Below are 11,871 nucleotides of genomic sequence, written 5' to 3' on the forward strand. Positions count from 1 at the left end.
CCCCGCGAGACGGACGGCGCGCTCGACCACTGCCGGTGCCGGTCCTGAATTCATATACCCGACGGTAGGCACGTGTGCCCGGGCTGTATGGAGTCTTTGGTCCTCGATCCACGTTCCCTCGGGAGGGACCGGAGAAAGGATCGGCGCGGCGCCGGCACCACGCGGCCCACCGCCGGAGCGGGCCAACGCGGCGCAGCCGGCCGGGCCGGGTTTCGGGCCGCGTTGCCGATGGCGCCTATCGGTGCAGCGAATCGATGGCGGCCCGCAGTTTGGTGGCGGCCTCCGCCGCGACCGGTCGCAGGCCGGGGTCTTCGGTGACCTGTACCATCACCTGCGGATTCATCGCCTCGACGATGATCTCGCCGGAATCGCTGGACCGGCGGACGACCACATTGCAGGGCAGCAGCAGCCCGATCTGCCGATCGATGTCGACCGCGCGGTGGGCCAGCGGCGGATTGCAGGCGCCGAGTATCCGGTACTCCTCCATGTCGTGGCCGAGTTTGGCCTTCAGAGTCGCCTGCATATCGATCTCGGTGAGCACGCCGAAGCCCTGCGCGGCCAGTGCTTCCCGGGTGCGCTCGACGGCTTCCTCGAAATCGGCGGTGAGTGTGGTGGACAGCTCCGAGCCGGTGGTTGCGCTCATGACGGTCGGACCTCCTTGTCGCTTGATTCGATGGTTGTTAGGTCTGCTTCCCGGCCGACATCCGTCGTGGTCAGGCCAGGGTGAGGAATAGCTTTTCCAGTTCGTCGACGGTCATCGGGTTGGTGTCGTCGTCCGCGCGGTCGAGGCATTCCCGCAATCCGGTGGCAACGATCTTGAATCCGGCCCGGTCCAGGGCACGCGATACCGCCGCGAGCTGGGTGACGACGTCCTTGCAGTCGCGTCCGGCCTCGATCATCGCGATCACCCCGGCCAGTTGGCCGTGGGCGCGGCGCAGCCGGTTGAGTACCGGTGCGATGGTGTTCTCGTCGCCGATCATCATGTTCTCCTTCAACTGTCCCTGCGCCGATAATACCCCGAGGGGTATCTGACAACGGTTGGTCACCGGTGGGCGAAGTCGATCGCCGGCAGCACTTTGTTCAGCCACCCGGGCGACCACCACGCGCCGTGCCCGGACAACCGCAGCAGCACCGGCAGCAGCACCAGCCGGACCACAACGGCATCCAGCAGGACCGCGACCCCGAGAATGATGCCCATTTCCTTCGGTGGCAGCGGCTGCGCCAGCGCGAAGGTGAAGAACACCGCCACCATGACCGCCGCGGCCGCGAAGATGACCCGGCCGGAGTGCGCCAGCCCGTCGATATGGGCGACCTTCGGATCCCCGGAGTGTTCGTAGTGTTCTTTCGCGGTCGCCAGCAGGAATACCGTGTAGTCCATCGCGATCGCGAAGATCATCGCGAAGAAGAACACCGGTCCCCAGCCGTCGAGGAAGCCCTGCGGGGTGAATCCGAGCAGGCCCGCCCCGTGCCCGTCCTGGAAGATCAGTTTCGCGACCCCGAACGCCGCGGCGGTCGACAACAGGCTCACCAGGGTGCCCAGCGCGGCGATCAGCGGAGCACGCAGGGCGACCAGCAGCAGCACGAACCCCAGGGTGAGGATCACTGCGACGATGATCGGCAGATAACGGTTCAGAGCACTCTGCAGATCCAGATTCTCCGCGGGTGCGCCACCCACCAGCGCTTGCGCCGATAGACGGTCGCGCAGTTCGTCGACGATCGGTCCCATCCGGGCGTCGGACGGATCGACCTCGGGCAGGGCCTGCATCATCACCAGACCCGAACCGTCGCCGGCGGTCTGCGCGGGTGTGACCGTCGCGACGCCGTCGGTGGCGGCCGCGATCCGCCCGGTCTCGGCGGCCTCCCCGGCCGGAGCGATGATCTGGAGGGCGCCCGGTGCGCCGGGGCCGAACTGCTGTTGCACCAGCTCGTAGCCTTGCCGCACTGGCGCGTCGGCCGGCACGACCTGGATCGAGGGCATGGCGACTTTCAGTCCGAGTACTGGGAGCGCCAGCCCGATCAGCACGGCCAGCGCGGCGATCGCGAACGGCCACGGATGCGCGTGCAGGAGTTCGCCCCAGCGCGCGAACCGCGGCGAACGGTGCTGCTGCCGTTTCGCGTACGGCAGCGCCGCGGCGTTGATCCGGCCACCGAGCGCGCCCAGCGCGGCGGGCAACAGCGTGAGCGTCGCCGCGAGGACGAAGGTCACCGCCAGCATGATGCCCACGGCCATGGTGCGCACCGCCGGCGCCGGCACCAGCAGCACAGCGGACAGACTGACCAGCACCGTCAGCCCGGACAGCATCACCGCTTTGCCGGCGGTATCCATGGTCTCGGCGACTGCCGCCCGCGTGGACGCCGCCTTGGTCAGCGCGTCCCGGAACCGGGCGACGATGAACAGCGCGTAATCGATGCCCAGGGCCAGCGCGAACATCATCGCGAAATTCATCGCCCATACCGAGATGGGCGTGATCTGGTTCAACAGCACAAGCCCACCGGCCGAGGCGACCAGCCCGGCCACGGTCAGCAGCAGTGGTAGCCCGGCCGCCACCAGCGAACCGAACGCGAGCACCATGATCGCCAGCGTCACCGGCCACGAGAACAATTCGGCCTTGATCATCGCGTCGTGATTGGCCTTGTTGAAATCGCTCCACAGCGCCGAGGCACCGGTCGGATAGACCTCGACCCCGTCTCCCGAAATGCCGGTCAGCGCTGCTTTGTGCTCGTCGACCGCGCGCACCATATCGTCGGTGGAGGCGTTCGCACCCGCGATCAGGATGCCGGTGTGACCGTCGGGGCTGATCGTCATGCCGGACTGCGGAGGCACCACGCTGCCGAAGCGATCGTCGCGGGCGAGTTCGGCGGTCACTTCGGCCAGGGCCCGCTGCATTCGCGGACTGTCCACGGTTTCGGCGTCGGAATGCAAGACCACCTGCACCGCCGCCGAGGAGTTACCTCCGAAATGCTGCTGCGCGAGTTCGCGCACCCGCACCGATTCCGACCCGTTCGCCTGCCACCCGGCTCCCGCCAGCGAGGTGAACACGCTCGGCGCCGCCGCCCCGAGAGCGACCAGCACGATCAGCCACACGCCGGATACCCAGCGGGCATGCCCGGCCATCGTCGCGCCGAGCCACGCCAGGGGCCCTCCCGCCACCCGGGCGGTGTCCCGTTCTCCGGTGATCGTCTCCGTCACTGCCTACCTCCACGAGTGTTGCCTACATACCCCCTGGGGTATTAGGTTCGAACGCCACAATACCCCTCGGGGTATATTCGGCAAGAGGGGCGGGGACCGGTGCCGAGCCGGCGACGACACATCGAGGAGGAACACCGATGGCCAGAATCGAGCTGTACGTGGACCCGATATGCCCGTTCGCATGGGTGACAGCGGGCTGGTTGCTCGACAACGCGAGCGGGGAGCACACGGTGGCATTGAGACAGATGAGCCTGGCGGTCCTCAACGAAGACCAACCGGCCGACGCGGACCACGCACCGATGATGGCCCGTTCCCGGCGCTTGGGACGGATGTTCGCCGCCGCCGCGAAACAGTACGGCGATGCCACTTTCACGCCGCTGTATCTGGCTCTGGGCACCCGGATACATCCACCCGACGCGGCCACCGGCGACAACGCGGCCGCCGCGGCGGCCCTGACAGCGGCCGGCCTGGAACCTGCCCTGCTGACCGCGCTCGACGATCCCACCTTCGATGCGCCGGTCGCCGAGGCCCACGAGCGGAGTCAGGCAGCTCTCGGTGGCCGAGGCGGCAGCCCCATCATCACTGTCGATGGCCGGGGCTTCTCCGGTCCCGTCCTCACCGCACCGCCCGCCGCCGACCGCGCTGCTCCGCTGATGCAAGCGCTGGTCACTGCCGCGACAACACCCGAATTCGCCGCGCTGCAACGCCCTTACCAGGGTCCACCCGCCTTCACCACGCCCGCGAACGATCGCTGATGTGTTACTCGGTGCCGTGCCGTCAGTGCGGCAAGACCACCTGGTCCGGTTGCGGAGCCCATGTCGAGACGGTGCGTGCAAGCGTTCCCGCCCAGCAGTGGTGCGCTGGACACGACACACCGGGCGCTGCACCGCCCCGGCACGCCCGAATGGGCCGAAATACCCTGGTGCCCCCACCCGGCGGCTGACAGAGTGCGGTGAGACCCGGCACAGAACAAGCCACAATGAGCAACTCACCGCGCGGCCCGGCACCAGGGGAAACGATCCCTCGGTCGCGCTGGAGCACGCTCGGGTGGATTCTCGCGGCCGGCGTCGCCACCGCTGTTCTGCTGCCCCAGGCCGGACGGCTCGGCCGCAGCACGGTAGTGCTGCAGGACGCCCGCTTGCCCTGGCTCGCGGTCGCACTGGCCATGTCGATCGCGACCTACGCCGCGGCAGCACTGACCCTCATGGGAGCAGCTCCGCGTGGCCTGCGCTTCCCCCGGACAGCGCAGGTGCAGGTGGCGACGTCGTTCGCCAACCTGTTCCTGCCCTACGGGATCGGCGCGGTCGCCGTCGGCCAGCGCTATCTGGAGCGGTCCGGGATATCGCCGGTGACATCCGCCGCGACCGTCACTCTCGTGGTGAGCACCGGCTTCGTGCTGCATATCATCGAGCTGGCCGGAGTGGGGCTGTGGCTGGGCAGTACCGGTTCCATCCTGTCCACCGCGCTACCCGGCGTCCGGCTCGTGCTGATCGGTCTCGGCGCCGCGGCCGCGGTTCTCGTGCTCATCGCCTGGGTCGCGTGGCGCAGGCCCGAGTTACTTGCCGAGGCGCGGGGCGCGCTGCGTTCGATGCTCGATATCCTGCGGCAGCCGCGCCGCGCGGTCCTGCTGTTCGGTGGTCAGCTCGGCGTGAACATCGCCTACATCTCGGCGCTGGGCTGCGCGCTGGCAGCCTTCGGACAGCAGGCGTCTCCGCCTCGGCTCGCGGCCGCGTACCTGGCGGGATCGGCTCTCGGCGGGGCCGGCCCGACACCGGCGGGCCTGGGCGTGGTGGAAGCTTCCCTGGTGGCCGCGCTCACGGTCGCCGGAGTGCCGGCCGGGCCCGCGCTGGCGGGAGTGCTGACCTTCCGGTTGGTCACCTTCTGGCTGCCGGCCGCCGCCGGCTTCTTCTCCTTCCGTGCACTCCGGCATCGCCGGATCCTCTGACCGATTCGCTGCACAGGACGGCGTGAGCCGATCACCCCCGTGGCCCGATAGCGCGACCTTCGCGGAAGTGACCTCGGTCCCGGTTCGCGGGGCTTTATCCCATGGTGGCCGCGAGCTCTCCCGGAACAGACTGGCCCGAGAGGCCGACCGGGAGCACGGCGCGCCCGAGGGTGGAAGGAGTCCGGTTATGCGGTACAAGACCGTCGCCGAGGTGATGACCACGAACGTGACGACCGTGCGCGCGGATACATCGTTTCGTGATGTGGTCGAAACGCTGGACCGGCACCGGATCAGCGGTGCCCCGGTACTCGACGCGGAGGGCCACTGCGTGGGGATGGTGACCGAAGCCGACCTGCTCGCCCGGCAGGCACGCCTCGGCGGGCCCACACCGGGCACTGTGTGGTCGACATTGTGGCGAAAGGCATTCGCGCGCAAGAGCGAAGCGACCACGGCACGGCAGGCGATGACCCAACCCGTGGTCACTGTCATGGCCGATGCCAGTGTTGCGGCGGCGGCGGCGATCTTGGCCCGCCACAATCTCAGATCTGCGCCGGTGATCGATTCGGGAGGGGAGCTCGCCGGGATTGTGAGCCGCAGGGATGTGCTCTCCGTGTACACCCGGCCCGACGACGAGCTCGCCGAGGCGATCCGGCGGGGAATCGTGCACGGCGCGCTGTCGCTCTCACCGGATCGGGTATCGGCGCAGGTACACGACGGCGTCGTCACTCTGCGAGGCGTCGTGGAACCGAGCACGATCGGCCTCGTCGGCTCGTTGGTGGCCTCGGTCGACGGTGTCGTCGAGGTGCGCAATCTGCTCGTTGCCGATACTGCGCGTGCCCTCATGCACGCCGGTGTGGTCACCGTGGCGCCGATGGACACGGTCGTGACCGCGGCGCAACAGATGCGTGCCGCGCAGGTGGGGTCCCTGCTCGTCGTGAACACCGTGGGAGCCTTGTCCGGCGTGGTCACCGATCGGGATCTGGTGGTGCGCTGTGTGGCCGAGGGAATGGACGCGGCGACGACACCGATAGCGACAGTGGCGACCGGCGATGTGGTCACCGTGGACGCCCGCCGGCATATCGATGATGTGCTGGCGCTCTTGCGCGAACACCGGGTGCACCGGCTACCGGTTGTCGCCTACGGCCGGCCGATCGGGGTCATCTCCCGAGCCGATATCGCACGACGGCTACCCCGCCGCACGCTGGGGCGGCTGGTCGCGGAACAGCACGACCACTCGCGGGCATGGCCGGCACCCAGATGACCTACCGCTCCGATCACGAGCGACCACCCCAGGCCCGCATTCCGCCCTGCAGGGCCGAGCCGAGGGAGGTCAACCACGGGCGCGCGGGAGTGGATCGCCGTGCAATCGCGTGATCGTGTCGGCCAAAAGCGTTATGACCGAGCATATTTCGATCGGTAAGGTCACCTCTCGCTGCGCGACCGTATCGGTGACCACGACGCGGCGCAGCCCGAGTTCGCGCAGGCGCGGGGCCGCTGCCGGGGTGAGTGGTCCGTGGGTGGCCGCGACCACGATATCGCGAGCGTGGTGGTGTAGCAGCCGCACGGCGGCTTCGATCGTGGCTCCGGTGCAGATCATATCGTCGACGATCACCGCTGGTCGGCCGACGATGTCACCGAGCGCCTCCACCGCGGTAACCGTCGTACCGCTCTCGCGGAACTTGCGTACCAGGGCCACTGAGCCCGGTACCGCGTCCGCGTACTGCTCGGCCAATTCCGCGGCGCCGAGGTCCGGTGCCACGACGACCGCCTGTCCGGATCCGGCCGGGAAAACCGCCGATGCCAGCAGCGGGACCGCACTCAATGTCTCGACCGGTATCGGAGAAATCGCCTCCAGCGTCGGCGTGTGCGGGTCGACGACCACGAGACAGTCGGCGCCCGCCTGCGCGATCGCGTCGACGGCGATACGGGCCGCCAATGCCTGCCCGGCTCGAGTGCGGCGATCTTGACGGGCAAAACCGAAATACGGCACCACCGCGGTCACCCGGGCGGCGCCGGCGCGTCGGCATGCGTCGAGGAGCAGTAGTAGTTCGACGACATTGTCGTTGACCGGCGGCGCCGTCGGCTGCACGACATAGACATCGGCCCCGCGCACCCGCGCGATATCGGGCCGTATCTCCCCGTCAGGCAATCGGTCGATCACACATTCGGCCGTTCGGGCGTCGAGCAGAGTCGCGATCCCAGCGGCCAGTCCCGGGGCAGCGCTTCCGGACACCATCCGAATCGATGTCATGGTGCCGTGCCCGTCTCGTCGTCGACGCTCGTCGGCCACGGTTCCGGTAGCCGCCCGGCCCGGTGGCGATCTTCGAACACCATCGTCGACCTCCTTCCAGCCCAGACTGGCCCTCCGCTCGCCCGAGCGGCAGGTCCGATGGTCACCGGAACCGGTGACCTCGGCATCTCACCCGCGACGGTGGATGCGGACGAGAATCACCCGCAGGGCACAGAGCAGTTCCATCCATCGGCAGCAGCCCGCTGCCGGGGCAGGCGCGCAATGGACGAATTGGGTCCACTGGACACCGGATTTCTCGAAATGGAGGACACCGACCGCCGGGTGAGCCTCGGGCTGGGGCTGGCCGCCGTCATCGAGGGTCCGCCGCCCTCCCGGGCCGAGATACACAGCTGGCTGGATCGGGGGCTCGCGCGGCACGGGCGCCTGCGGCAACGAGTCCGGCGCACAGCCATGGACCTGAAGGCGCCGGTATGGGAGGACGATCCGGCTTTCGATCTGGGACACCACCTGCGGTGGACCGCGCTCCCCGCGCCCGGCGCCGAATCCGAGCTGTGTGAGTTGCTCGCGACCGAAGTGACCGAACGCCTCGACCGCGATCACCCACTATGGGAAGTGGTCGTGGTCGACAACCTGATGGGGGATCGCTGGGCTCTGCTCGTCAGGGCCCACCACACCATGGTCGACGGCATTTCCGAGGTCGCACTGCTCGAAAGCTTCTGCGACCCGGTGAGCGCGGGCCCGGCTCCGCGCCGCGAGGTCCGCGGTCCGGCCGCCCGAGGATGGCGGGCGCCGGTGCACGACACGATCCGCCTCCCCGCCACACTGGCACGGTTCGCCGCCGCAACCGTGGGCACCCTGGCGCCTGTTCTGTACGCGGCGATCGCACCGGCCGGCCCATGCTCGCTCAACGGCCCGATCGGCCGGCAACGGCGCTACGCCGTGGCGAGAACAGCATTGCCCCACGTGCGTGAGATAGCGGCGGCGTTCGAGGTCACCGCCAACGATGTCGCGGTGGCCGCCATCGCCGCCGCCTACCGCCGATTGCTGTTACTGCGCGGCGAGCATCCCACCGAGGCCACCCTGCGCATCGTGGTACCGGTCTCGACGAGGCCGGTCGGGCCCGGACGCGTAGTGAACAATCAGGTAGCGGCGGTGATCTCCCATCTGCCGGTCGAGATCGAGAACCCGGTCAAGCGCCTGATCGCCGTACACGAGCAGATCGGGATACATCGCTCCCGCGGCGAAGTCGACGCCGAGATGTCGATGCTCACCGTATCGCGCCGGTTGCCGTTCGGGCTGGTCGCCGAAGTGTTCCGGCTGGCCACACGATTCCCGCAGCGAGGAGTGGGCGCGTTTGCGACCAATATCCCCGGGCCCCGGCACCGCCTCACCCTCGGCGGCCGCGATGTCGTCGAACTGTGGCCGTTCATTCCGATCGCGATGCGCGTCCGCACGACGGTCGCCATCCTCGGATACCGGGACCAGCTGACCTTCGGCATCACCGGCGACTATGACACGACCCCCGATATCGCCACGGTCAGCGCCGGGATCGCCACCGAAACAGCCGTACTCCTCGCACACGCCCGTGCCAGGACGGCGACAGGTCACAACCCGGTGGGGTAGCTTTCCGGCACAGTGCCGACGCCGCGGCGGCTGTCGGGTTCCAACGGATGCAGTGCGGTCGTGCGGTCGATATGGATCAGGGCATCGAACTGCCGAGCGGTGCGAGCATGGAAGTAGTGGCTCTGCCGTTCGGTCCCAGGGCTGTACACGACGCCGATCGCCCGCTGTATCCGCGGGGTGTCCAGCAGTTCGCCGACCGCACCGGGGGTGTCGAGGCGCAGGAGGAACTCCGGCTTCCCGGTGTCGCGCAGCAGGCGTTCCAGACTGGACGGCAGTGGGTCGCGGACGGTTTCGCGCAACGCCGCGCCACCCCAGCGCTGAGCCGCGGTGACCGTTCCCGAGCCGGTGTCGAATCCGATGCTGCGGCACTGCCGACCGTGGCGTTCGCGCATCAATTGCCCGATGGTGACCTGCCCCTCGGCGCCCAGCTCGGTGGCTCGCGCATCACCGATATGGGAATTGTGCGCCCACACCACGATCCGGGGCTCGCCGTGGATCCGGTTGTACTCGCCCGGTTGCGCCAGATGGGTGGCCAGCGCATCGAGGGTTTGTGCCATATGCCGGTCGCGCAGATTCCACGAGTGCACGCGTCCGGCGAACATGGCCCGGTAGTAAGCCTCCGCGTCACGAACCGACCAGGCATTGCGCAAGGCGTCGAATTGTTCCTCGGCGCCGCGGCCGTGTGCCATCGTGGCGGTGAGCAGCCCGCGCTGCAATTCGACGAGCTGGTCGACGACCTGTCGTTCACAGGACGAACCGGCACCGAACGCGGCCGCGTGACCGTAAGCTTCCCTGTCGTCACCGGTGACCTGGTCGAAGCAGGCGTACCGGGCCGCGGCGCGGCGTGCGGCGGGTGGGTCGACCTGTTCGAGGTAGCGCACCACTGCCCGCATCGAACGGTGCAGGCTGTAGAGATCGAGCCCGTAGAACCCGGTTTCGGCGACGCCCGCGGCACGGCAGCGCGCGTTGTGCGAATGCAGCCAGTCCACGAAGTCACGGACCACGGTGTTACGCCACATCCACGCCGGGAACCGTTCGAAGCCCGCCAAGGCCTCCAGGGCGTCGCGGTCGCCGCCGTGTCCGCGGACGTACCGGTTGACCCGATAGGCATCCGGCCAGTCGGCTTCGGCGGCGACCGCGCTGAACCCGTGCTGCTCGATGAGCCGTCTGGTGATCTCCGCGCGCGCGGAATAGAACTCGTGGGTGCCGTGGGAACTCTCGCCGATCAGCACGAACCGGGCATCGCCGATCAGATCGTCGAGAACGTCCCACGGCGGAACCCCGCCCGGTGCCTCGACGGCCGCTGCACGCAGCACCTCCGCCTCGCCGGCCCGGCGGTGGGGCACGCCGCGAGTGGGCGCGGCCATCAACTCCGCGACCTGCTCATCGGTGATCTGGGTGAAATCCCAGTAGGATTCGCCGACGGCCCGGAACGGCGACGGCATCGTCGCGCAGACGAGTTCGTCGACCGCGGCACCGAGTTCACGGCAGGTCGATTCGGGTGCGGCGGCGACGGCGACGACGATCTGTTTCGCTTCCATACCGCGGATCGCGTCGATCGCGGCGAACATGCTCGCGCCGGTGGCGAGCCCGTCGTCGACGAGGATCACCGTGCGGCCGGCCACATCCAGCGGCCCCCGCCCGGCGCGGTAGACACTCTCGCGCCGGATCAGTTCCGCGGCTTCCGCACGCGCGATATCGCGAACCCGGTCGGCCGACAGCCGCAGGGCACGGACCATATCGTCGTTGAGCACGATACGACCGTCGGCGGCGAGTGCTCCGATGGCGAACTCCGGATTGTCCGGCGTCGCCAATTTGCGCACGACCATCGCGTCGAGTGGGGCGTCGAGCCCGGCTGCCACTTCCCACGCGACCGGCATCCCGCCCCGCGCCAAGCCCAGCACCAGCACATCGGGGGTGCCACGATAGTGCATCAGCAGCCGCGCCAGGGCCTGTCCGGCTTCTCGGCGATCCCGGAAGATCCGTGGTGACGCCGCGTGTGTCTCCGGTGATGGCATCGTCTCTCCTCCACAGGGTCGACCGCCGCCCGGTCACCTCGGTTTCGGCCCGCTCCGGTCCACCAATCCCTCAGCCAGCAGAATGCGATGCGCAGACTGTGCCGCGGCAGCGATTCGCTGCTCGTCCGGCGGCAGCGAGGGAAGCTGCTCGAGCCCGCGGGCCAACACGGCTACTGCCTGGCTGAGAGCTTCGACATGGTCGGACAGAGCGCGATCGCGTGGGTGTATCCCCGGATCGGCGCTCATCGATATCCCCTGCCCGCTTCCGGGGGCCTCGCCGACGAAATCACCCCACAGCGCGATATCCAGCGGAGCGGGCAGCACCGCGAAGACCCGGTTGAGCTGGCCGGGGGCGAACAGCTGGTCCAGCGCATCAGTGATCCTCCCGGCTATCGGCACAACATCGGCACGGTCCACCCGTGCCTGCTCGGCGAACTGATCGACGAACGCGGCGACGCCATGGCGAACCGGAACCCGGGCCGGGACCCAGCCCTCGTACCACACACCGCGCAGAACTTCGGGGAGTTGCGCGGCCACATGGGCGGAGTTGGACACCCCGATCCGGTCACGGACCGCATGCATCCACGCACGCAGCGCGCGGAAGGCGAACTGGCGGTCCTCGGTGCCGAGACCCTCCGCGACAGCGTTGAGCCATACATGCGCGGTATGGATGCCGGCAGCCAGGGGATCATTGCGATCGGTCATACCGATGCCTCCTCGCGGCTGGTCCGATACACCGGTGGGGTGCTTCTCCAGCTTCTATTCCGCCGGCGCATCAGGGCAGGGCCGGAAGTCCCACAGCCGCAGGCGATGGTCCTGGACAACGCCGGGACACCCGGACACC

The 11,871-nt window shown here is 68.7% G+C and carries 10 protein-coding genes; 4 read left to right on the top strand and 6 right to left on the bottom strand.

Translation table 11 applies throughout. The annotated features are described in order from the left end of the window. Positions 1-235 precede the first annotated feature (235 nt). From ACWDU1_RS07140 to ACWDU1_RS07150, 3 genes are all read right to left on the bottom strand, one after another. A complete protein-coding gene (locus tag ACWDU1_RS07140; protein WP_449996386.1) occupies positions 236-643 on the bottom strand; it encodes a DUF302 domain-containing protein in 408 nt (135 codons plus the stop codon). Positions 644-713: 70 nt separating this feature from the next. Further along, positions 714-980, bottom strand: a complete 267-nt coding sequence (locus ACWDU1_RS07145) for a metal-sensitive transcriptional regulator (protein ID WP_449996387.1) — start codon at positions 978-980, stop codon at positions 714-716. Positions 981-1,042: 62 nt separating this feature from the next. Then, positions 1,043-3,115: an MMPL family transporter gene (locus ACWDU1_RS07150; protein ID WP_449996415.1), complete on the bottom strand. Its 2,073-nt coding sequence runs from the start codon at positions 3,113-3,115 to the stop codon at positions 1,043-1,045. 212 nt (positions 3,116-3,327) lie between these two features. Between ACWDU1_RS07150 and ACWDU1_RS07155 the strand changes: the two genes are divergently transcribed. From ACWDU1_RS07155 to ACWDU1_RS07165, 3 genes are all read left to right on the top strand, one after another. Beyond that, positions 3,328-3,945, top strand: coding sequence for a mycothiol-dependent nitroreductase Rv2466c family protein (locus ACWDU1_RS07155; protein ID WP_449996388.1), 618 nt, complete (start codon positions 3,328-3,330; stop codon positions 3,943-3,945). Between the two features lie 224 nt (positions 3,946-4,169). After that, positions 4,170-5,135: a lysylphosphatidylglycerol synthase transmembrane domain-containing protein gene (locus tag ACWDU1_RS07160; protein WP_449996389.1), complete on the top strand. Its 966-nt coding sequence runs from the start codon at positions 4,170-4,172 to the stop codon at positions 5,133-5,135. A gap of 187 nt (positions 5,136-5,322) precedes the next feature. Beyond that, positions 5,323-6,396, top strand: coding sequence for a CBS domain-containing protein (locus ACWDU1_RS07165; protein WP_449996390.1), 1,074 nt, complete (start codon positions 5,323-5,325; stop codon positions 6,394-6,396). Positions 6,397-6,465: 69 nt separating this feature from the next. On the opposite strand, the gene ACWDU1_RS07170 is transcribed toward ACWDU1_RS07165, so the two are convergent. Then, complete coding sequence (locus ACWDU1_RS07170; RefSeq protein ID WP_449996391.1) at positions 6,466-7,386, bottom strand: ribose-phosphate diphosphokinase; 921 nt, start codon at positions 7,384-7,386, stop codon at positions 6,466-6,468. Between the two features lie 261 nt (positions 7,387-7,647). Here ACWDU1_RS07170 and ACWDU1_RS07175 point away from each other — a divergent pair, with 261 nt between their 5' ends. After that, positions 7,648-9,009, top strand: a complete 1,362-nt coding sequence (locus ACWDU1_RS07175; protein WP_449996392.1) for a wax ester/triacylglycerol synthase family O-acyltransferase — start codon at positions 7,648-7,650, stop codon at positions 9,007-9,009. Here the strand turns inward: ACWDU1_RS07175 and ACWDU1_RS07180 are convergent. Together ACWDU1_RS07180 and ACWDU1_RS07185 are read right to left on the bottom strand one after the other, a co-directional pair. Beyond that, positions 8,991-11,027 carry an erythromycin esterase family protein gene (locus tag ACWDU1_RS07180; RefSeq protein WP_449996393.1) on the bottom strand — a complete coding sequence of 679 codons (2,037 nt, stop codon included), beginning with the start codon at positions 11,025-11,027 and terminating at the stop codon, positions 8,991-8,993. The genes ACWDU1_RS07175 and ACWDU1_RS07180 overlap by 19 nt on opposite strands. A 33-nt stretch (positions 11,028-11,060) precedes the next feature. Next, complete coding sequence (locus ACWDU1_RS07185; protein WP_449996394.1) at positions 11,061-11,732, bottom strand: DUF2267 domain-containing protein; 672 nt, start codon at positions 11,730-11,732, stop codon at positions 11,061-11,063. Between the last annotated feature and the right edge of the window lie 139 nt (positions 11,733-11,871).

The organism is Nocardia sp. NPDC003345 (assembly GCF_053589395.1).

What these genes read in the sequence shown, in the direction of transcription:
- ACWDU1_RS07150 (WP_449996415.1), bottom strand. Translation starts at nt 3,115, where the DNA reads ATGGCCGGGCATGCCCGCTGGGTATCCGGCGTGTGGCTGATCGTGCTG.
- ACWDU1_RS07145 (WP_449996387.1), bottom strand. Translation starts at nt 980, where the DNA reads ATGATCGGCGACGAGAACACCATCGCACCGGTACTCAACCGGCTGCGC.
- ACWDU1_RS07140 (WP_449996386.1), bottom strand. Translation starts at nt 643, where the DNA reads ATGAGCGCAACCACCGGCTCGGAGCTGTCCACCACACTCACCGCCGAT.
- ACWDU1_RS07175 (WP_449996392.1), top strand. Translation starts at nt 7,648, where the DNA reads ATGGACGAATTGGGTCCACTGGACACCGGATTTCTCGAAATGGAGGAC.
- ACWDU1_RS07165 (WP_449996390.1), top strand. Translation starts at nt 5,323, where the DNA reads ATGCGGTACAAGACCGTCGCCGAGGTGATGACCACGAACGTGACGACC.
- ACWDU1_RS07185 (WP_449996394.1), bottom strand. Translation starts at nt 11,732, where the DNA reads ATGACCGATCGCAATGATCCCCTGGCTGCCGGCATCCATACCGCGCAT.
- ACWDU1_RS07155 (WP_449996388.1), top strand. Translation starts at nt 3,328, where the DNA reads ATGGCCAGAATCGAGCTGTACGTGGACCCGATATGCCCGTTCGCATGG.
- ACWDU1_RS07180 (WP_449996393.1), bottom strand. Translation starts at nt 11,027, where the DNA reads ATGCCATCACCGGAGACACACGCGGCGTCACCACGGATCTTCCGGGAT.
- ACWDU1_RS07170 (WP_449996391.1), bottom strand. Translation starts at nt 7,386, where the DNA reads ATGACATCGATTCGGATGGTGTCCGGAAGCGCTGCCCCGGGACTGGCC.
- ACWDU1_RS07160 (WP_449996389.1), top strand. Translation starts at nt 4,170, where the DNA reads ATGAGCAACTCACCGCGCGGCCCGGCACCAGGGGAAACGATCCCTCGG.